At 36.2% G+C, this 22,826-nt stretch carries 15 protein-coding genes and 1 pseudogene; 5 read left to right on the top strand and 11 right to left on the bottom strand.

What is annotated here, in order from left to right; all coding sequences use genetic code 11:
* Positions 1-28: 28 nt before the first annotated feature.
* Together WH188_RS12345 and WH188_RS12340 are read right to left on the bottom strand one after the other, a co-directional pair.
* Positions 29-2,167 carry an ATP-binding response regulator gene (locus WH188_RS12345; RefSeq protein WP_132769510.1) on the bottom strand — a complete coding sequence of 713 codons (2,139 nt, stop codon included), beginning with the start codon at positions 2,165-2,167 and terminating at the stop codon, positions 29-31.
* A gap of 271 nt (positions 2,168-2,438) precedes the next feature.
* A complete protein-coding gene (locus tag WH188_RS12340; RefSeq protein ID WP_339424081.1) occupies positions 2,439-4,274 on the bottom strand; it encodes a nucleoside-diphosphate sugar epimerase/dehydratase in 1,836 nt (611 codons plus the stop codon).
* A gap of 599 nt (positions 4,275-4,873) precedes the next feature.
* On the opposite strand from WH188_RS12340, the gene WH188_RS12335 reads away from it, so the two are divergent.
* The gene (locus tag WH188_RS12335) at positions 4,874-5,749 is read left to right on the top strand and encodes a tyrosine-protein phosphatase (protein ID WP_243655401.1); all 876 of its coding nucleotides are present in this window, start codon (positions 4,874-4,876) and stop codon (positions 5,747-5,749) included.
* A 77-nt stretch (positions 5,750-5,826) separates the two neighbouring features.
* On the opposite strand, the pseudogene WH188_RS12330 reads toward WH188_RS12335, so the two are convergent.
* The 6 genes and pseudogenes from WH188_RS12330 to WH188_RS12305 all read right to left on the bottom strand — a co-directional run.
* Positions 5,827-7,245 (bottom strand): annotated as a pseudogene (locus WH188_RS12330) (acyltransferase family protein); the annotation flags it as partial.
* A 552-nt stretch (positions 7,246-7,797) separates the two neighbouring features.
* On the bottom strand, positions 7,798-9,363 hold the full coding sequence (locus WH188_RS12325) for a hypothetical protein (RefSeq protein WP_339424080.1): 1,566 nt from the start codon (positions 9,361-9,363) through the stop codon (positions 7,798-7,800).
* A 32-nt stretch (positions 9,364-9,395) separates the two neighbouring features.
* Positions 9,396-9,554: a hypothetical protein gene (locus tag WH188_RS12320; RefSeq protein ID WP_165905867.1), complete on the bottom strand. Its 159-nt coding sequence runs from the start codon at positions 9,552-9,554 to the stop codon at positions 9,396-9,398.
* A gap of 496 nt (positions 9,555-10,050) precedes the next feature.
* Positions 10,051-10,362, bottom strand: a complete 312-nt coding sequence (locus WH188_RS12315; RefSeq protein ID WP_339424079.1) for a hypothetical protein — start codon at positions 10,360-10,362, stop codon at positions 10,051-10,053.
* Positions 10,363-10,409: 47 nt separating this feature from the next.
* Positions 10,410-10,643, bottom strand: coding sequence for a hypothetical protein (locus tag WH188_RS12310; protein WP_339424078.1), 234 nt, complete (start codon positions 10,641-10,643; stop codon positions 10,410-10,412).
* Between the two features lie 113 nt (positions 10,644-10,756).
* The gene (locus WH188_RS12305; protein WP_132769520.1) at positions 10,757-11,023 is read right to left on the bottom strand and encodes a hypothetical protein; all 267 of its coding nucleotides are present in this window, start codon (positions 11,021-11,023) and stop codon (positions 10,757-10,759) included.
* Positions 11,024-12,201: 1,178 nt separating this feature from the next.
* Here WH188_RS12305 and WH188_RS12300 point away from each other — a divergent pair.
* From WH188_RS12300 to WH188_RS12285, 4 genes are all read left to right on the top strand, one after another.
* Positions 12,202-12,369: a hypothetical protein gene (locus WH188_RS12300; RefSeq protein WP_165905868.1), complete on the top strand. Its 168-nt coding sequence runs from the start codon at positions 12,202-12,204 to the stop codon at positions 12,367-12,369.
* 39 nt (positions 12,370-12,408) lie between these two features.
* Positions 12,409-14,298 carry a hypothetical protein gene (locus WH188_RS12295; protein WP_339424077.1) on the top strand — a complete coding sequence of 630 codons (1,890 nt, stop codon included), beginning with the start codon at positions 12,409-12,411 and terminating at the stop codon, positions 14,296-14,298.
* A 184-nt stretch (positions 14,299-14,482) separates the two neighbouring features.
* On the top strand, positions 14,483-15,610 hold the full coding sequence (locus tag WH188_RS12290) for an acyltransferase family protein (protein ID WP_339424076.1): 1,128 nt from the start codon (positions 14,483-14,485) through the stop codon (positions 15,608-15,610).
* Between the two features lie 10 nt (positions 15,611-15,620).
* Entirely contained in the window at positions 15,621-16,805 is a 1,185-nt protein-coding gene (locus WH188_RS12285) for a C1 family peptidase (RefSeq protein WP_339424075.1), read from the top strand.
* A gap of 641 nt (positions 16,806-17,446) precedes the next feature.
* Here the strand turns inward: WH188_RS12285 and WH188_RS12280 are convergent.
* From WH188_RS12280 to WH188_RS12270, 3 genes are all read right to left on the bottom strand, one after another.
* Positions 17,447-18,523, bottom strand: a complete 1,077-nt coding sequence (locus WH188_RS12280) for a phytase (protein ID WP_339424074.1) — start codon at positions 18,521-18,523, stop codon at positions 17,447-17,449.
* A gap of 9 nt (positions 18,524-18,532) precedes the next feature.
* Positions 18,533-19,795, bottom strand: coding sequence for a right-handed parallel beta-helix repeat-containing protein (locus WH188_RS12275; protein ID WP_132769527.1), 1,263 nt, complete (start codon positions 19,793-19,795; stop codon positions 18,533-18,535).
* Between the two features lie 88 nt (positions 19,796-19,883).
* Complete coding sequence (locus tag WH188_RS12270) at positions 19,884-22,670, bottom strand: TonB-dependent receptor (protein ID WP_339424073.1); 2,787 nt, start codon at positions 22,668-22,670, stop codon at positions 19,884-19,886.
* Positions 22,671-22,826 lie beyond the last annotated feature (156 nt).

Here is a 22,826-nt window from a genome sequence, read left to right as displayed (position 1 = left end):
CCGGCCACACTAATTGCAGTCGCATTAGTTATCCCATCGACCTCTTAATAGAGGAAATTAGGTCGTGAGCATCCAATGGTTTTTTCAATTTTGCATCAAAAAGATTTACCTGCTTTTGTTCAGCAACTTCCAGATACATACTGTCTGCCGTAAAAACAAATACCCTAACTAGTTCCCATTCTTTTTTTGCTCGTATCTTATTTAAAATTCCCCAACCGTCAAGATCAGCCATCCTTAAATCTGTGATTACGACATCAACTTCATTTTCATCCATATATACAAGTGCAACATGACCTTGTTCAAAGATATGTACATTTGGAAAATCTTTAAAATAGTGATTCAAGTAAAGAACATTAATCCTGTTATCATCAATGATCACAATCTTCATTTCTTGAGGAAGATCTTCCAATGTATACTGTACAGCGGTGGTTTCCACTATTTTCGTTTTTTCGACAGGAAGTACCAAAGTAAATGTAGATCCTTTTCCTAATGTGCTGACCAAATCAATATTGCCCTCCATTTGTTGGGCAAATAATTTCGATATATATAACCCCAGCCCAAAACTACTTGTTTGCTTCTTCGCTCCGGCCATATAGTACTGACGAAATACCAGCGCCTGTTCTTCTTCTAGAATACCAATACCACTATCCTGAACAGCCACAAACAGCGTTGTTTTTCCATTTTTCAGTTTCAGATAAGCAGTGATACTGACTTCTCCTTGAGAAGTATATTTAATGGCATTACTGATCAGATTAGAAACGATCTGCTTCATTCTAAACTCACTGCTATAAATTAATAATGTAGGGTCTATTTCTATTTTTTTAACAATAGTAATATTTTTATTTTGGGCTTGATGATTGTGTAAATTAAGGATATTTAGTAATAATTGGTGCGGTGCAAAATAATCATATTGCACATCCATTGCCCCTGCTTCCAGTTTACTCAGATTTAATATGTCATTTACAGTACTATTGATTACATCTATTTCGTGCGAAGCAGAGTTAAGATATTCAGGATGGATCACATTACCACCGTTATTCTTTCTTAATATATTAATTATTCCCTGCAATGCATTGATTGGCGATCGTACCTCATGACTTACACTAGCTAAAATAGTCGTTTTCTCAGCCGCTACCTGTGATGCATAATCCTTCTCCTCCTGCAATTTACGTTCATAAGAAACGGCATTTGACTGATAGAAGAAAATGAGGATAATTGACAGTCCAATTATGATAAAAGATCCAATAAGCTGATTTCTAAAATTATGTGTACTTTCTTTGTATAATGCCAAGTCTTTTTTTTCTGCTTTTCGTAGTAGCGCTAACTCGTGACTTTTAATAACATCAATTCCCTTCCTCAGATTATCCAGTAAGCTTCTATTTGCCAGCACCAGTTGTTTTTCTTTATCTTGAAGAGCAACAAACTTTTCTTGGAGGTTCTTTAAATTTTGACGGTAAACTTTTTTATTTTGCTGTATTAGGTAGGCTATATTACGGGAAATTACATCTTTTTGCAACGTATTAAAATCCTGTGTAATCGTCCTAGCGACAAGCGTATCATTTTTAGCTTTAAAAATACGTTTAAAGAGATTTTCTTTTTTTCGGATTGTCGTATCTTTCTTTAATGTATTAAAGGAGGTGTCACTCATTATCCTCTTTACAATCGAATCGACCTGCTCAAACTTAGGATCCCTTAATAATGTTTTATTGGACGAAGATAAAACAGACAAGGAGTCCTTTGTAAAGAATATGAGTTGATCTACCGTCTGCTTTAATGTCGCAAATTCTTGTGAAAGCACCTTCTTTTGCTCCATATCTTCTGCACTCACCTGCATTAAATTTTCCTTCAAAGGCAATTTCGACAATGAGTCTACAGAATACCTAATCGTATCCAATTTATTTTTGTAAGCTGAAAAAGTAGGCTTATCAAAATTCACGGTATACAACCTGAAGAGGTTTTCGGCTTCACTATATACGGAAAATAATCGATCAAGTCCAGAAGATTGTTTATATGAAGATGCATATGCAGCATCAAGACGTTCTTTTACCTTTTGCTGTTCATAATACTGGTAAATAAAAATAACACCTAAGTATATAAAAGAAGCAATAAGTGCTCCGATCAATAAAGCTCGAAGGAGAAATGTTTTTTTCTTTTTTAGTGTTGACAAGAGTTCAGTATATTTTCTTCAGATGTATGGCAAGCGCAGGCATCGATACTCCATGCAGCATATTTTGCTGACATCAAATTATGTGAGCATTAAAATAGTAACAATAATAACTATTATAACTGTACACCTATGAAGATCGTTGGATAAAAAATAGATTGTTTATAAATTTGTAGCTACCCCACTACATCAATCTATATTTCGAATGATAATTTTCTAATTAAAGAATATAATACTCCTAAACAAGGAAATTATTTATTAAGGAAATATCCTGTTAAGCATTTCTAGCGATAGGATAGATCGGTACTTCAGAAACTATTTTATCCATAATTTCCATGTCCAAAACTTCATTATCCAGTATTTCGAATTCTGAATTCTGCGACTTAAATTCAGGAACTATTTTTTTCATATGTCTCACGAGATTCATAAAATCGGGTAAAATAGCATGCGGACCTACTATATGTTGACACAAATAATTAATTCGTTCTACTTTTTGAAGCAAATCGTCGTGATTTACCTTCGCTATCATTATTTTGGGATGGTGAGTCTTTATTGTATTCTCATTATTCGCAAGAAGCTCTTCATAGATCTTCTCTCCAGGGCGTAACCCAACGATTTTGATATCAATATCTTCTGGATAACGATAACCTTTCAAATTAATCATACGTTTTGCCAGATCGATGATACGAATTGACTTACCCATATCAAACACAAAAATCTCTCCCCCTTTTCCCATTACTCCAGCTTCTTGGACCAATTGACAAGCTTCTGGAATTGTCATAAAAAATCGGGTGATATCAGGATGAGTCAATGTCAATGGCCCGCCTTGCTCCATCTGTTTCTCAAAAAGTGGGATTACCGATCCATTAGAACCTAGCACATTACCAAATCGGGTAATGATAAATTGAGTATCGGATTTTCCACTGCAACTGCTCACATATATTTCAGCCATGCGCTTTGTTGCTCCCATAATATTAGTCGGGTTAACCGCTTTATCCGTGGATACCATGACCATTTTTTTAACCCCATATTTCATCGAGAGGTCTACAACATTTTTACTTCCTAGCACATTTGTCTGTATTGATTCGTATGGATTAGCCTCCATTAAGGGCACATGTTTATAGGCCGCCGCATGAAATACCAAATCCGGATGATACTCTGCAAATATCTTTTGCATGAAAAAATAATTACGCACATCTCCAACAACACAATGTAAATGTTCAGGATAGCTGCATTTTATTGATTGTTGTATATCATACAAAGGAGATTCAGCTTGATCTAATAAAATCAATTTTTTATAAGAACGTCGGGCAATTTGCCGAGCAAGCTCTGAGCCAATTGATCCTGCTGCACCTGTCACCAAAATTACTTTACCTTCCATCTCGGCTTCTATCTCATGGTGATCCAGTTTGATAGGCTTACGTCCCAATAAATCATCAATTTCTAAAGGTCTGATCTCACGATTCACTCTTGAATTAGGTAGAATACGCGCAGGAGACATGATTTTAAGTTCAAGACCAAGCTGATGGAACCAATCCGAAACATATTGCAAACGTTCCGGATCATTATTTTCTACAGCAATAATCACATCCGTTATACGGTTTCTTTTAATAAAATCTGATGTAATTTCAGTTATATCCAGAATTTTTAAACCCGCAAGCCGTTTACCCACTCGATTTAACTGATCCTCTACGAATGCAATTACATGATATTTCACTTGAGGGTCTTCTTTCAAAAGAGAGTAAGTTGAGAGTCCGGGACGAGAAGCACCAAAAATCAAGACGTTTTCCAACTTTCTGGCAGATAATGAGAGATATTCAAATACCGTACGATATACCACACGAGAACCGATCATGAATACCAGTAACATACAGAACTGCATGGTCAATAGTCCATAAGGTAATCTTAGGAAATCGGAGACCACACTTCCCCTTGTCACCACAGATTTAACGACTATCATAAATAGCATGAGCACAATATAAGCAGTTACTGTAGTTTTGAATATTTTAATTGCATCTTGAATACCCGTCTGGCGCACGATTCCTTTAAATGTACTGTTGCAAACAAAAAATATGCAATATACGGGAAGAGTAACGATTAACTTTTTCATCGCCATGCAAATATCAGTAAAGCCCTTAATATCATAAAGTACATAAATAGACAGTACATAACTGACAAATACAATAAACATATCGATTATCAAAATAATCCAACGCGGATGGTCTCGATATAAATGTCTTTTTAAATCTCCAAAAAAACTTATCATAATCTTATTGCTAACAGTTCACTCTTATTAATAGGATATGGTTAGTAAAGGGTATTTAGATGACCCTTAAATGGCTCCTATTCAATATTATAATTCACAACACCAATTTACTTAAAAATTGGCAATCCCAGCATATAAATTTTCATATATTTATTAATTATTAATAAAACCGGTTCACTTTTAATATGCTTTCTAGCGAAGTGGCAGGGTTAATAACAAAAATCTTACAAAAAGGTTTTTGATTTAAAAACTTTACTAAATAAAATTCTAAAAAATTTCTTTATCAAGGCTTTAACTGTTTAAACAGTTATATTATCATCCTTTCAAACACATTTCCTCACAAGTAATGTTGGCACACTAATTGAGAACATTTATTTACAATAAATTGGGGAAAATAACGTTGTGAAAACAGGCTTTAAGCTCATATTTCAATTTTGCTTAATATGCGAATATTTGTCAGATCGCAACGTACTTTAATCTATACTATCGAAAAACAATTATTACTAAAATCACAGATGTCTTTTTTTAGCAATCTATTCACAAAAAATAAAAATGCCGCTTCGGTTCGATCCATATCACAATTGGATTTTCTTGAAGTTGACATGCATAATCATTTACTACCGGGCATTGATGACGGTAGCACATCAGTACAGCAATCATTAGGCTATATTAAGGAATTAAGCAGCCTTGGTTTCAAAAAATTTATTTGTACTCCACATATCATGGAGGGTGTACATCCTAATACTAAATTTAGCATTGGACAAGCCCACCATGCACTAAGCGAAGGATTAAAAAATTCAGGAAGCGATGTGGAGATTTTTGCTGCCGCAGAACACATGATCGACGACGGTCTTCATGCACTGGTTGAGAGCAATGATTTGTGCTTAATGCCTGGCGGATATGTTTTGATTGAAATGTCATACCTTTCCGAATCGAAGGCTTTATTTCAAACGATATTGAATATTCAAAAATTAGGATACAAACCTATTTTAGCACATCCCGAACGGTATAACTATTACCATAGCAATTTCAACATTTACAAACAGATAAAAGATGCTGGATGTTATTTACAATTAAACCTTTTATCTCTGAGCAGATATTATGGTGTTGATGTAAAAGCCATTGCCATGACACTTGTTAAATCGGGAATGTACGATTTTGTCGGAACAGACCTGCACCATGATAAGCATCTCCGCTCATTAAAAGATATTGTTGAAAAATATCCTGTCCGGGAAATGCTAAAAACCTGTACAATTTTAAACCCGACCCTACTTGATCATTTCAATGCAGGCAAAGGGCAACATATTATCGCTGGATAAATAATCGGAATAGCAGATAAAAAAGGAGCTTTATACTAACATGTATAAAGCTCCTTTCATTAACAGCGTATATGCGATCACAGATATTCCTTACGTAGCAGATAATCTACAACCTGACTAGCCCCAAATGCACTAAGATGATGTTTATCAAACATGTAAGACATCCCCATTTCCTGAGAATTGTGCTCTATTTCTCCATGTTTATAAATATCAATATAATGTTGCTCCGGGATAATTCGTTTCAGAAATTCATTAACTTGTTGCCCTTCGTCTAGAATAAATTGCTGCTCATCTAGAACAGGGTTAAACATTTTCTTTAATGCAACCTGTCGGTAAGGAACCTGATAAAGTTCGGTTTGTCCGATGAAATAATACTGTAGCCCATAACTATCAAAGAGCGCAGTCATCTGACTTAAACCTTGCTTTATTTCTTTAGGTGTATAGTTCATTTCCTCATATGTATTCATTAACCAATGAACAGAAATAAACACCTTATTGATTTTATTCTCATTTTTAGGCAGGAACTCGGTATAAAAATAGTTCCATAACTGAACTGACTTATCATAACCTTTTGGATCTGGAAAAGGAAAAGTTAGGCTTAAACTCATCTCAAGCAGATGCTGATCTTCTTTCAAGGCATTTCTAAAAGCCGTAGAAAGCTGCGCCGCATGGCTGTCCCCGATCAATAAGATATTTTCTTTTCCCACATCGATTTTCAAACATTCTTCTTTATCATAGGTGTTATAATTCGGGCTTCTTGTGATATAGCAATTACATGGGTTCAAATGCTGATGCTCATCCTGTTGAAAATAATGGACATATTGATTATCAACGAGGCGAATTTTATCCCATAATGTATGATTAGGAAATACAAAGAGCATTGTTGCAAGTAAAGCAACTACACATCCAGAAATTGTTAAAATCTTAGCGCCAAATATATTTTTCTTTCGCTCAAACAGATAAAAAGATAGGATAGCAAAAATAAAAGAAAGAAAAAAAGGAATAAGAATACTATAACGCCATTGCATCAAAAACTCAAATTTTCGATAGAGCACATAAAATGGCCAATGCCACAGGTACAAAGAGTAAGAAATTTTTCCTAAAAATTGAATTCCGCTATTTTGAAACCATACCAATTGATGATCTATAGTCAATAAAACAGCAGTTGCCAAAACAGGAATTACAACTAATATTGGAGACCATGTATGATTTGCGCGAATAAATAGAGCGGAAACAAACATTAGTACTAAGCTCATAATGGTTAGTGCTGTTAAGAATGGTTTCAACCTAACTTTTAATTCTTGACTGTACAAAAAAGCCAAACCCCCAATTAAAAATTCCCAAATCCGCGTCGGCATCAAATAAAAAGCCCAACTGCTACGACTTCCCATACCAAGAGAAAGAGATATTACCGTTAAAACAATTAAAATAAAGCGAAATTGTTTTAAATGATGTAAGTACCGATCCTTAATTGTCCATAAAGCAAGAGGATATACTAAATAAAATTGCTATTCAACAGCTAGGGACCAGCTATGTAAAAAAAGATTGTCCTGAGCATCTGGCGAAAAATAATCACTAGATAAGCTACCGTAATATATTAGATATAAAAGATAGGCTTAATGCAATATACTTAGCATTAAGTTTCAGATCTACATCAAAATAGAGAAGAGGTTATATAATTAGCATTAGTGCCGTAACACCTAAAAGAGCTAGAACAATGCGTTTCATTCTTCTTTCAATAAATGAGAAATAAGAAAATCGATTCCCTTTAATCTCTGTTAAAATAATTTTAGTAATCAAAAAACTTAATATCACAAAAAATATGTCAACCCCTATATATCCGCCCTCAAAAAATGGAAAATTATAATGATAGAGTAAAACAAACAACAATTGCCCTTAAGAGACCAATATCATAACGAAACGTCATTAAGGCTAGAATTCAATGTGATGGATGTTATAAATCTATGAAAATTAGAAGAGTAAAAAAAGAGCGCTTTCAATAGAAAGCGCTCTTAAAAGAGATATATTAAAACTTTTATTTACTTACATTACTTAACACAACGGATCTGCATAGCAGTTGTCGAAGAAGCAGGCGCTGCATTGTTTATATCCCAAGGGCCACTTGCCCCCATACGAAAGAATTTCTCACCTGCCAATAAATAGTAACCTTGAGAGCCAAATAAACCACCACCATCAGCATTATTATGGTATGCACCTCCATAAGGTAAATATAAATAACCATGTCGATCGACAGGATTGATCTGAGTACCAAAGAACATACCTACATTAGTCGCTTTAGTACCATCATAGCTATCTATCCAACGGGCAGGCTGATAAATATTAGGACCATGATTATCTATTCCATTAGGATTAGTATTACTTATCAATTTATCGAATTCTGTTGCGGTAGGCAGTCTCCAGGTATTCAAAGGTAATACCAAAGAACAAGGATCTGAAGAATTCCCGTTAATAGCTGTCGAAGGTCCTTGATTGTAATTCGTACCATCGATTACTTTCGGTTTTTGAAAACCTGGAAACCAATAGTTACCATAAGTATCATTAGTCTTAGCAAAGCCATATACACCATTGCTATATGTTAAGTTACCCAATGCCCATACTTGACCACCGATATTTACACTGATGGGTGATCTTAACTTATATTCAAGCACATACTTAACACCAGGCCTAAGAGTCCAGTCGCTTTTACTGATATTTCTTGGCGCACTCCCATTAATAGAAACCCCAGATAACGCTATAGTTCCGTTTGATGTGGCGGCAGTCGTAATAAAAGCATTATCAGATAAAATTACTTTTCCAGTCTTTACTGGTAAATTAAAAGGAACAGTTTTACTTCCTGTACTATAAGTTAATGCACCATTTGCTAATGTCACATTCACGTTTTCATTTGAAGGCGTAATTGTAGCCCCTGCAATGGTGGTAGCACCCGTTAATTCAGAAGTATCAAATTTTAATGCAACCTGTGTAAACAGATGCTCCAATTTAGCCGTTAATACATTTTGACCAGCTTTTACTTCAAACTCAACCTGATCCAACATAAAATCCTGATCAGCTTGAAGACCTGTAAAATTAACAGTGCTTAGTGTTGCACCCGCCGTTATTGTAGGCAATGCTTTATTTGTTCCAGAAGCATAGATCAGAAAGGTATAATTACCTTTAGCAATGGCAAAATCTGCAGAATTGCTACCTTGTGTAAAATTCTTTGTTTCTTTATAATTACCAGCAGCATCAAAAATTGCGACATAGTATACAGTACCTTGTTTCAATTCATTTTCTTCATTACCTGTATTCACTGCCGCCGCACGGTTTGCCGCTTTTAAGCCACTTGCAGCATTTGATGAACTTACCGGTGTCAAAGTCGCTACCAAAGTATATTCATTGTCAAAAGGAATTTCAGCCGTTTGTATCGCCGATGCATAGCTGCGTCCTACAGAAGCAGCCTTGACAGGTTCGTCTTTAGCATAAGTCTGACCAATTTGTAAGCTTACCGTAGAATTACCGTTAATTACTTCATTAGTATCTTTATTACAAGAAGAAATAAAAAGTGCTAACGCTAAAGTAGTAGCTAAGCCCAGTTTAATTGTATTTTTTTTCATTATATTTAAATTATCATTGAAAATGTAGGTAATTATGACCACTCTTGATCCTGTGCTTGCGTCTCAGTTTTCCAAGATTCATTGATAGAGTTATTCATTGCGGAAGCCGCTGCAATGCTATGTTCAAGTTCTACTTGAAGCATACCAACACGAGGAGACTCATAACTTAATTGGCCTGTAGAGTTAGCCAAAAATACTTTGTTAGTTTTCATTTTTATTTTCTTTATTTTTAAATATTTAATCCTAACCTGAAAATCACACCCCGAACTATCACACTGTCTATAAAGGAATTACAAACTTACTTTCAGATTTTAAGTTGAGCAAACCTAGATAATATTCGCTTGTATAAATACAATTTTACTCTAAATAATTGCATCTGTAGATGATCAACTACAAGTGCTAAACCTTTTGTAGCTAGCCATCTACAACCAAAGCTCAAACTTTCAATTCTGTCATCAACAGAAAGTTTTTGAGAAAAAAGATAGTTCCCCATTTGCGATCGGGAACTATCAAATTATTCAGACACTATTAACAATCTAGGGTACGGGAATCATTGAGACCATCAGTCCATTCCTGTTGTACCGTACCGCTAACATCTCACACTTGAGCAGTTTCAACTCGCGGACTTAGAAATGTCTTTTTCAATTTCCTTTTAATTTTATCAACTCTATATTTATTGAAGATTAATTACTTTGCCAGTTTACAGAAAACTTTTTTAACACCGCTACCTCCCCCTATTATGAAAGTTTCATCACCAATCGTCATACTTCTAAATTTTAATATCCTAGCAAAATCATTAGGATATATCATAATTGTTGGAAGGATTGTCACTTCACGCAAACCTTTCCCGAAAGCAGGAAATACGACATTGACACCCGCTTTATTTAAGCTTTTATAGATCAAACTACCATCTGCAAGCTTCAGGTTTGCACTTACATGAGTTTCATTTATTATCGGAGTAACAATACTTGTGATCGCTCCAGTTGTATTCGGTCTCATTTTAATACAGGTGATAATCTGGCTATATTGATGCTTTATGATTACATTCAAATTATTCTCACCGGCTGAAAGGGCATTTTCCCTGAAAAATACATCAGACCACTATCAATTCCTTTTAAACTTGCTCCGCTCAGTTTACTTCCATCCACTACAGCAGGAACTGACGTTGTACTATTAAACGAATTGGTCTTTCCTGCATCTAAAGTGACACCACCTTGATCACCGACTTCGTTGGTATAGAGCTTTTCTGTTACAGAATCACCATCCGCATTATATACCAATACTTTATATTTATTATTTTAATTCAGCGGAGTGCGATCAGTCATTGTTGCATTGCGATTTGAAGTTGACAACTGCAACTCATTTGACACAGCCTAAGAAGCAGTGCTTAACGTTATCTCAAATGAACTACTGCTAGAAAAAGTTCTGTACCCACTTGTACATTATAAGAAGCCTCATGGCCTAATTTCCCTTTTTTGGAAGCGACATTATCCTTACTGAAAACATGATTAGCTACGCCAAGAAGATTTACTTTTACAACAGTTTCGCCATTCGTGACACTATCTTGAGTTTCTTTCCAGGAATAAGCGGTCATACATAGGAAAGCGACAATCGCTAGAAGAACCTTACTGCTTGATTTTTGATATATTTTCGAAATCATAACATTAAAACTGTTAAAAAACGATATGCTATAAGTTTTTCTTTTAGCGCAGTATTTCATGTCTTTCCCAAAACATCACGATAGTATGCTACACAACATAATGACAACGAAGATATAGCTAACCAAAGCAATAATGAATTAATTGAGTCTCAATATTTATTTTTGTATACAGGTCATTACATCACCCTCTCGCTTCGTTTTTAGTTTATGAAAGCATCTATGAGACCATGTTAAATCAGTGCAATTAAGTATTCAAATTTAAAATAATCGTTCACTGGCTGTGGTATAAAATTTAATGCTTCATTATCAAAATATAGCACCTCGTAACAAAAAATAAAATCGCGATCCTTACAGGAAGAAAAAAATATAAATATTTATTTTGAAAGAGGTCTTTTTCTAATAACACTAAACTCATCAGAGACATTAATAAGTAATTTCTATATATATGAAAGAAGATGAAACACATTCGTCCCTAAAAAATGAACGCAATGTTTAGTTAAAATAAACTCAAAAAACCCATTACAATACAGGTATTAAGTTAACAGGTAAATTTTCATCAATATTATTAAAGCTCTTTAAAACAATTTTCCTAATATTTTTGTTAATAGGAATAAGCTAATTATATAACCGTCAAAAAACAATAAAATTAAAACACAAAAACTAATTGTTAAATAGCTATAATTTCGAAATATTGATGTAGGAATTAGATTACAAAAATCTGTATTTTTCCTAAAACAAAAATCAACACAATAGAATTGTTGATTAACAATAAAAGATAGTTACTAAAAAACTTAAAAAGAAAATTAGATAAACAACTATTTCATAATAAAAAACAAAAACCAATGTTATAACAAATAATAAGGTAATTGATTTTCTCGATTCAAAACATGGTTAAAAATAATTTTTGAATATTTATTTTGCCAAAGTTGATATTAATTCCTATTATTACATTTTGAAAAGAAAATTTATTACCAACAACACATGTTTAAACATATTAATTAACTAAAATTTATCATACTGACTTAAAAAACTGATTAACAATGATATGTGTAAATTTACAAACACTCCTTTGTATTCAAATCCATGTTACAACATAATAAATAAAAAAATTACTTAATCGTGTAAATAATTTAAAAGCTAAACTGGAGACAGTATGGTATTATAAAATAAATAACATTATGAACAAGAACAACAAAAAAATGTACATGGCTCCAACTATTGAGGAGCTGGTAATCGAATTAGAACAAGGAATTGCAGCTGGATCGGGAGCATCACCTCAAGCAACTCCACAAGCAACTGGCTGGGGAGCCGGAGATGATGACACAATTAACGGTGACGCATCCTAGGAAGTATATCTATTCTTAATAACAACAAAAAGGAAAAAAATGAAATTTATACAAAAAAAAGGAGCTAGCTGGATTGTTGCAATGGCAATACTTGCAATTCCAGGCACGTTAATAACGAGCTGCTCAAAAGATAACAACTCAGCAATTGTAGACTCCAAAAACAATAAGTTAACATTCTCCGTAAATGGTATCAAAAATAATGACACTGATGGGGCTGTTAAACGTATGGGACTTACATCATCAAATAAAAAAACGAATACGAACAAAATTTATTCTTTCTCCGATGTAGACATGGGAGTGTCTACCGACAACACCTTACCTGTAAAAACTACTAGTAACATCGCTGGTACAGCACGCTCAAATGGTTTAGCCGCTGATGCTGCTCCTGGTGTTACAGAAGATATGGTTGAGGGGGCCAAATATATCGTGTATATCTACTCCGGAACTACATTGGTTACCGCTAAAGAATTAACGGCAGGAACAGCTGGTACTATTGAGGGGCTTGATCCTGCAGCTTCTTACACTTGGGTAGCGCTTTCATACAATACAAAAGATACCGAGCAACCTTCGTTAGCACCATCAAGTGGATCAATTGCACTTCACCAGAATAAAGATGTACTATACGCGACAGGTACTGTTAATTTAGCGGAAAGCTCTAACATTGCTGTGCTTTTCGACCACATGTTTTCACGTATTGGTATCGAATTAAACACTATCGGTGTTTTTGGAGAAATCACAGGTACACCAACTGTAAGTGTATCAGGTTTGAACCTAGCAACAGGAAGTATTGATTTGCTTAATGGTGGTGCCGTGACTGCTGATTTAGCCAATCCCTATACACCTACCCTCAGCTATGCAAGCTTTAACAGAGTGGATACATTATACAACGACGCAAAAATTGCTTATGTGTACACGGCATCAACAACAGCAAATCAGGCTATCAGTGTATCATTACAAAATTTAGCTATTAATCACGTGGATGGCAATGTAGCACGTACATATTTTACGACTGCCACACCTTTTAATTTCTCAGTTACGCCAGAATTGGGCAAGAGCCACCACTTACTACTAAACGTCATTGAATCACCATTGACAACAGTCTCTGAAGGTACTACTGTAAAGTGGGGACGTTCGAATTTATACGATCGAAACAATAATGACGCACTTCGTGGCTATGCATTCTATGCATCAAATGAACAAAGAAGTAAAGCAAATGGTTATTTCCCTTATCAAGGACTTAAAGCGTCTCAGTTTTCGAATACCCTAGCAACAAAAGGTGACCCTTGTACAAGGGTATATCCTGCAGGAACTTGGAAACAGCCGAGCGTTGCGCAGGTTAACTCATTAACTTCTACAGATGGATTATTAACTAATATTCTAGGCGCTTTAGGTAATTTATTAGTCGCTGATCCAGCTCCAACATCTTCTGTTGGAACAGTAGGTGGCAACCATGCGCAATACACATCGACAGGAGGAACTACTACAACCAATGCATTTGGCACTAGCACATCCAATTCAAACAATATGCGTATTTTCTATAACGGACAGATTACAAATACCACAATTCTTACTGCTATTGGTCAAAATGGGAACGGACTATTGGGTCTTGGACTTTCAAATCTTAGTGCAGATTTGCTCGGTTTAAATGTTTTATCGACAAATATTCCTGTACTAGGTACAAGTTATAATGTAGCTGCTGCATTTTGGACAGATTCTCCAGTACTTAGTGGCCCTCTTTTAACTTTATTAGGTACAAGAGTAGGTTACTACGGATATTATGCCCGCACAACGACAACAACAACGGATATATTTAATACGAATCCTTTCATTAAAGCTACCACTACACTTGAAGCATTAAATGTCGAATTATTAGGCCTAGATCTTTTACAGACATCATTCAAAAACGTACGTTGTGTACGTGCGATCTAGAATAAACTGATCATTTTAGAACATATCCACAAGGGGCTTGATTCGATCAAGCCCCTTTTTTTATATAGGCTGGAGATTAACAGACATTGAAATGTTATTCATTGCATTAATGATAACATTTTAATGGTTAATTGTCAATAAATGCTTAATTTAACAGGTACTAAACAATAGTTCAATCTGATTAATGGACAAGGCCAATCATTTTAAAATATCTGGAAAAGAACTGCAATCGAAGACCATTGATTTCCTTCGGTTCCCACTTATAATAGGAGTAATATTTATACATACCGATTTTTCAAATATCATCCTACCAGGAGTAAAGCAAATAAACTTTGTTAACTATCCAATTTTTTCGCATGTTTTTATCTTGTTTTCCAAAATTATCTTTGCAACCTGTGTACCCCTATTCTTTCTTATCTCGGGATTCCTATTTTTCTATAAAACAGATGTTTTTACTATAAAGGTTTATCTCCAAAAACTAAAAAATCGTGTCCATACACTCTTGATTCCCTATATCTTTTGGAACTTACTTGTCATCCTATTTCTTTTCCTTGCTCAGACTTTCCTATCGGGCGGTTTGGTTTCTGGAAATAATAAATTGATCATCGATTACAGTGTCCAGGACTGGTTCAGGGCATTTTGGGATACCTCCATGATCAATCCTACTTTAGACAAGTCCTTACCTATCAATTCTCCTTTTTGGTTTATTCGCGATTTGATAGTCGTCATCCTTTTATCTCCCCTGATTTGTTTTGCCATCAAAAAAATCGGCGTTTATGTGGTCATCGCATTGGGCTTGCTTTGGATTTTTAATCCTTGGTTCTATGAGCCGGGACTTAGTACGGTCTCTTTCTTTTTCTTTTCCGCGGGGGCTTATTTTAGTATGTACCAGAAAAACTTCGCCACCAGCATGAAGCAAATGTTACCGCTTGTTGCACCGCTTTATATACTTATCGTTATTGCAACACTCTATTTTCTTGGTCAGAGCTGGTGGAGCTATTTATATTGCGGAGGCATTATGGTCGGTCTTATCCTTGCCGTTGGACTTTCCGCTTATTTCATCGAAAAAGGGAGCTGGCACACCAACACCTTTTTAGCCAATAGCAGCTTTTTCATCTTTGCTTACCATCGATTACCGCTCGTATTTGTGATCAAATTTTTATTTAAATTACTTCATCCACAATCTGAGGCAGTATTGCTCCTCTTATATCTGGCATGTCCTACAATAATAATTGTATTAGGTCTGCTTGGCTATCGTTTATTGCGGCAATATTTACCAAAATTCACTGCATTCATCAATGGAGGACGATAATAAAATGTATATGAAAAAATATAAATGGCTCTTAGTTATAGCTATCGTACTTTTTATAAGTGTATTCCTCATCAGATATGGGCTCCAGATCTTTAATAAAAATAAGGATGTCAGGATGAAAACCGAGTATGTATTTACTGAAGTGATCAATCTTGGTTGCACTTCTGTTAAACATCAGGGCATTTCAAATACCTGCTGGTCTTACACAGGAAATTCTTTTTTAGAGTCGGAGATGATCCGCATGGGCAAAAAGCCCGTTCCAATTTCGCCAATTTTTACTGCTCGTCAGGCGTATCTGGATAGAGCACAAAATTATGTGCAGCTACATGGAGGATTATCCCTAGGCGAAGGTGGTCAGCTACACGATGTATTGAATGTACTCCGTAAATATGGAGCAATGCCCAGAACCGCTTATTCTGGCCTTCATGGTAATCATACTTACAATGACTTCAAGAAAATGACACCTATGCTGAATGCATTGTTAAAATCTTTGGTAAAAAGTAAACCATTACCTCCCCATTGGACCCAGCTCTATACTGCTGCACTGGACTGGCATTTGGGTAAAGTACCAGACACGTTTGCTTTTAATGGCAAGATCTATACAGCGCGTTCTTTTGCTGATCAAGTGATTGGGATCAATCCGGATGATTATAGCCGCATTGCCTCTGTTACGACCCATCCCTATTATAAGCCTTTCGTCCTTCTAGTTCCAGACAACTGGTCTTTTGACAGTTTTTATAATGTGCCCATGCATGATCTCACCCGTATTATTGACAGCGCACTGTACAAAGGATATACCGTAGCTTGGACCACAGATATATCAGATAAAGGATTTTCATGGCCATATGGTATTGCGTATGTACCCGACAAATCGTTTGATGAAATGTCTCATACCGAACAGCAAAACATGTTTAAAAAACCAATGTCCGAAAAGAAAATCACGGCAACAGAAAGACAACAAGCGCTCGACAATTGGAACACGACAGACGATCATGCGATGCATATTGTGGGGCTTGCAAAAGATCAAAATGGCAAGCCCTATTATCTCGTTAAAAATTCATGGGGAAAAGCAAATGAATACAAAGGTTACATGTATGTGACCAGAGAATTTGTTCGCTATAAAACTATTACTTTAATGCTACACAAAGACGGCCTAACCTCTGACTTCAGATCTAACCTAAATATTATGGAGTGACTATGATATAATTATTCGAAAAAGTTTTTAATATATTCTCTAAAACTATCATTCATAGAAAAACGCATATCATCTATAGCTCCACTTTTCCTGAGACAATCGCCGACTTCTTTATCCATGTTCATCTACATGCTACCACAAACAAGTGCTATCTTGATTTGACCAAGAAAAGAACTATTTTTTAATGTAGTTCCGACCATTACATTTACAAAGACATCCCAGACCACGCCTATTGCCTGTTGAGCAAATAGATCAAACGAAAAGAGAACAATAAGGATTAAAAAACTATTTTTCACATAGTTAATTAATTTGGTAAGTTAATATTAGTTGTTAATAGATAGATGTTCGATGGTAAAATAGATTTCGCTATATATTCAACAAGAATTTAACCACTAGCATTTGGACTGTGACCAAAAAATAAGATGGAAGAGAATACTTAAGGGGTATTTCACTTTTTGTGAAATACCCCTAAGTTCTAAATTAATGGTTTCCATGTAAAAACCAGATGAAAAAGGATATTTTAAGATCATATCAACTCACCCCTTCATTCCAATCGTTGTCCATAAGCTTTTCTATGATGTATCGTAAGAGCATATCCCACCGGTTCAAAAAACCTGCCTCATTACCCCAAAAACAACTAGCTATTTCATTTTCAAATCTGTACCTGCAATATCTTCCCAGCGATAATAATGGAAAGTTTTATCATCACTCATCGCAACAAAAAGACCATGTTTAAATGTATCATTTAATTTAACCGATACAACCTCCGAACCATCACTTTGTGTAGCCATGACCGGCACCGTTTTCAAGTGCTTATGTTCAAATGGATTTGTCTTAGTTCCTTCACGGCTAAAAGTCTGAAAACGATTTGCCCCCTGATCCGAAACCAATATATATCCCGTACTATCGGTCAATTTATAAATAGAAATACCTTCATGATCTTCTTTAAAACCTTCAGTTGCAAATAAAGCCAGTTGCTCATTTCCTTTTGCAGGATCTGCATAATATTGCTTTACTCCCACCTGTTCATCCGAATAGTAGATATATCCAAGTTCATTATCCACCGCTATTGCCTCGATCTCCTTCTTTCCGCTAAAAGAACCAAATTTGCGGACAAAAGTTGCCTTTACTGCACCCGAACCATTATCCTCTAATAGGTATTGCCACAGATAGCCATCCTTAGGACCATTTTTCCGCCCCACAATAGCATAAATCTGTCCTTTGGATGAAGTATACAGCGCAATGCCCATGAGATCCCTAAAATCAGGCGCTGTTTCACCTGCAAACATATCCAATCCGCCCTGATCAATAGGCTTCATATCAGGGAGCGAAAATATCCGCAATTTATGCGTCATACGTTCTGTTGTTACAGCAATATCAACAGGCTTACCATTCAAGATCAACCCATAAGCTACATCCACATTATTCGGACGCTTCAAATTGCGCACGACCTTATCCTTTACAATTTTACCTGCTAGGTCATAGACAAAAAGCGCTCCGTCAGCATCTTTATCCGTTGCGATCACTAAACTCTTACTTGGATCAGATTTATTGATCCAGATCGCAGGATCATCGGAATCATAACGCACCGCATCGGTCACGAAAATGGGCTTAATGGTATCTGTAGCGACAGTATTAGTTTGTGGATTATTGCAAGCCACCTGAAATATCGCTGATACGACCAAAGAAATAGATAGTGTTGTTTTTAAAGTTATCATGTTGAGTAATTAAAATTTTGTTCCAAAAGCACCTGCATAAACTGCGGGTGCAGGTGAGTTATAGGTTAATCCATTTGACATGACCAATCCGGTAATGAAATGTGGTTTAAAAGATAAAGTTCCCGATTTTAGGGCTGGAGAATTCCCTTGAAGGTTAAAGTCCCAAGCCGAATCAAACACATAGTTATTAACCGAAGTCTCCAAAGGATAAGTTACAAATTTCGGATTGTTCTCTCCCGCTAGTTTACCTCTAACATCATTTGATCCTGCTACAATATCATTCTTTCCAACCTGAAACTGATCTACAGTTAATTGATCTTGACCAAAGTACCAGTTATTGCTAAATATTGAACGATTATCTTCCGGTTTTTTAGGATCCCGCTTGACGCCAAATCGGGTATTGGCAAAAAGGTTATTGTAGATCTCCACTCTTACAGATGCCTCTATCCATATTGAACCACCTTTGGCAGTAGGTCTGCGCCATCCCGTATTAAGCATTGTATTATTATACACCATAATGTATGCCTGGGGAGTCTTGTCACCCGAATTGGACAGCTTTAAAGCATTTGTATTCACACTGTAAACCAGATTGTAGGCGACATCGGCAATAGAACCAGATTTAAAGTTCATCGCTTCACCACCTGTCACACCATTTGAGAAAAAGCGATTATTAGCAAAGATAATTTTCCCACCTTCAATATATGTACAGTCTTCATGAAAATGACTGATCGTACTATTCTGGACCACTAATTTCCCGTCAGCATTGGAAAACCAAAGCGCAGGTAGTGCCTCTCCCGATACTTTCTTATACAAACCCATCTTCACAGAAGTTGAAGCATCTGAGGTAATCGCACCGCCATATTCCAGAACGGTATGATCTAAAACCAGCTCTTGACAACTCGGAGCCGCTAAAATTCCACCCCAAAGTTTTCCAAATTCATTGGTTTTAGTTTTATACTGTTCTTCTACGGTAAACCTGATTGGATTATCATCTGTTCCGAGTGCATACAAATTGCCCAAGACCACAATTTCGGGTTTATTCTCTGTATCCATCAAAACTGTAACCCCCTCTTCGATGGTCAATGTTTTGCCTTCGGGGATAATAATATCTCCTTTTATATGTTGCACACTGCCTTTACTCCATACTCCGGATACTTCGCCGATCGCACTGCCATCAGCCTCGCTCGTATCGACGTCAATATTCGCTTTTTCACATGCCGTTAGCATTAGAAAAAAACATGCTAGACACGATAAAATCATGTTATTTTTCATTGTAACAAATTGTTTAATTGTCATAATTGATTTGTTTTCTAACCACGATTAGGTCAAGATTGTTAAATAAAATATTGATGCTATCCGATTATTTATTAAATGAGTAACGCAAACCAAGGATATAATTTTGACCGTAAAGATCTTTTCTGATAAGCGTATTACGACCTTCCGTTAGCTTCTCCGCAATCTTTTCATTTTCAGGATTCACTCCCTTTACATACAGTTCCATCGGAGTATTCAAAATATTGTTGGCTTTGGCAAAAATAGCCCAACCCGCCTTAAATTTCTTTTCAATAGAAGCATCCAGCTGCACAAATCCTTTTTGCCATAGATCATCATTCAAAAACTGCGATACGGTATTGATGCGATCACCAGTGTAAGAACCAGCCAATTGTCCCTCCCAGCCTTTATTCGCATCCTTATACAGTAAAGATAGATTGGCTATATGTGCCGCCTGCCCGTATAATGGACGTGTTTGGTCAACAATAATAGGTTCTGGATCTTGTGTCGTTTCGTTTATTCTACGTGACATTTTCGCGGTAGTAATACGCGAGTGTGTATAGGTATAATTCGCTTTTATCCCGAACTTTTGGATGTACTTGATGTAATCCACTTCGATTCCAAAATTATTTGCATTACCAAAATTACCCGGTGTGTAATACACATCCTGCTTGCGGACTTCATCTGGCTGAAACGTATACTCGATCGGGTTTTTAATCTTTTTGTAGAACATGCCAACAAAAAATTGTGACGAAGCCTCAGGAAACAATTCATAACGTAAATCAAAATTATCAGCAAGTGCATGTTTCAGATCTGGATTTCCTCTTTCCAGAAACTCCTCGTTAACCACACTGGAAGGAACGATTTCATAAAAACCGGGACGATTCAATGCGCGATAATATGCGGCATGAAGTTGCTGTTTCTCATTCAAATGATACTTGACGGTCAAACTTGGCAACCATTCCGTATAGACTTGAGATCCTTCTGGTCTCTTTTCCCCTGCAGGAAACAGTAATTTATAATCTTGATTGGTATGTTCCATACGGACCCCTCCGATCATTTGGAGTTTGTCACTTTCATAATTGAACATCCCGTACACTGCTGTAGTTTTCTCATTGGCATCATAAGTCAAGGGATTAGCAACGGCACCGGTGGGATTGGTCACGGTCAAATTCAGTTCCGTATAATTTTGAAAATCTACACCATATTTATACTTTGCCTCTTCCGCAGATGCAGGAGAAAGGTTGTAATTGTTATAGAAACTACTCCGTTGTTTATCACGGTATACCCCCCCTGTAGACAACTCCAATTTACCATCTGTCATGGGTACTTTATAAGCCACATCCCAGTATCCCGCATAATCATTGTCAGTATTCCGTTCCCAACGGTAGGTAACAGGTGATTTATTAACAAGAGAAGTGCGCTTACATTCAAAATTCTCTTGAATACCGTCTAAACTTATCGTGGTATTTTGAGGCAATTGATTACTAGCAGATGACAGCGCACCCGACCACCTTACATTCAATTTATTATCCATAAAACGATGATCACCCTGCAAAGTTCCGTTATAGATCTGTTGCTGTGTCTTTCGACTTCGCGTTACATAGGTCAATTCTGCCTTTCCAATATTAGGATCATATTGCCCATTATAGATGGTATTGACCGCATCACGAAGTTGCGTATTATTCAGATTCACATACATTTGATAGAAGCTCAAACGATGATTGGGATTAAAACGATAGTCGATTTTATTATGTAGACCTAAGCGTTGCTGCTGTTCATCATACTGACGATCTTGTTGCTCAGTAATAACTGCATTCGGATTTACGCCGACCACAGCAGATTTATAAAAAATAGAGCGGCTTCCGCGGTACAGATTTTGATAACTTGCCCCCAAGATTATACCCAGCTTATCATCCAGATAGCGGTTCCCGAAAGTTAAATTACCAACGACATCTGGCGAAGGTTTTTTATAGGTATAGTCTAATACCCCTTTATTAAAATCTGCTGCAGTCGCATTGTAATTTTTACCATGAAGTTCATAAGGTGATTTGGATGAAGTTCCACCTGCAGCGAAACTTCCGAAGTCCTGATTAAAATAACGTTGACTATATCCCGTCGCCAAATTAGCTTGTAGTAATAATTTGCTTGGCGCAGCTTTCATAACCATATTCACAACACCGCCAACAGCATCTGCCTCCATATTTGGTGTAAGCGATTTGTATACTTCCAGACGTTCTAACATATCTGAAGGAAACAAATCCAATGGTACGTAGCGATACTTATTATCTGGGCTTGGTACTTTTACACCATTGACCAAGGTTGTGTTATAACGCTTATCCATACCTCTTAAAATGGCATACTGCCCTTCTCCATTAGAATTCCGTTCTATAGAAACCCCCGATACGCGTTGCACAACGTTTGCGACCGTGATATCTGGAGAAATCTCAATAGCTCTAGCCGAAACAACATTCATGATCTGCGATGCGTTCTTTTCCATCCGTCTCGCACTGGGATCATCATCACCGCCGTTTCGCTGTCCTTTGATCGTTACCTCCATCAATTTTTGATCTGTAGAAGTAAGTTGAAAAATAAAATGGGGAGTATCTTCTTTTTTAATTTCGATTTCCTGGGTAAATTCGGCATAGGCCATATGTCTAATATGTACTTTGACCTTTCCTGCGGACAATCCCTTTAATTCAAATGAACCATCCAATTGTGTTTTGGTAGATAGTCCGCTTTGTTCCAAAAAAACAGTGGCTCCAGTTATGGCTTCACCGGTTTGACCATCCAATACTTTACCTTTGATTTTGGTTGCATATGCTGCACTGACCGAAATGCTGGAGGCAAGTAATACCGTTAAAAAATTTTTCATTTTGCTTAGATTATATATGAATCTTTGATCGTTGAGCAAATATGACATCCAATTTCAGTTTCACAAAATAGCAAGCGTTACAACAAGGAAACAAAGAGATTTACGGACTATACAACAAGGAAACAAAATCAATCAACAAACTATTAATCAATCGAT

It is taken from the genome of Sphingobacterium sp. MYb388, assembly GCF_037479535.1.
GTDB lineage: Bacteria > Bacteroidota > Bacteroidia > Sphingobacteriales > Sphingobacteriaceae > Sphingobacterium > Sphingobacterium anhuiense.
This window is presented reverse-complemented; position numbering and strand designations above follow the sequence as displayed.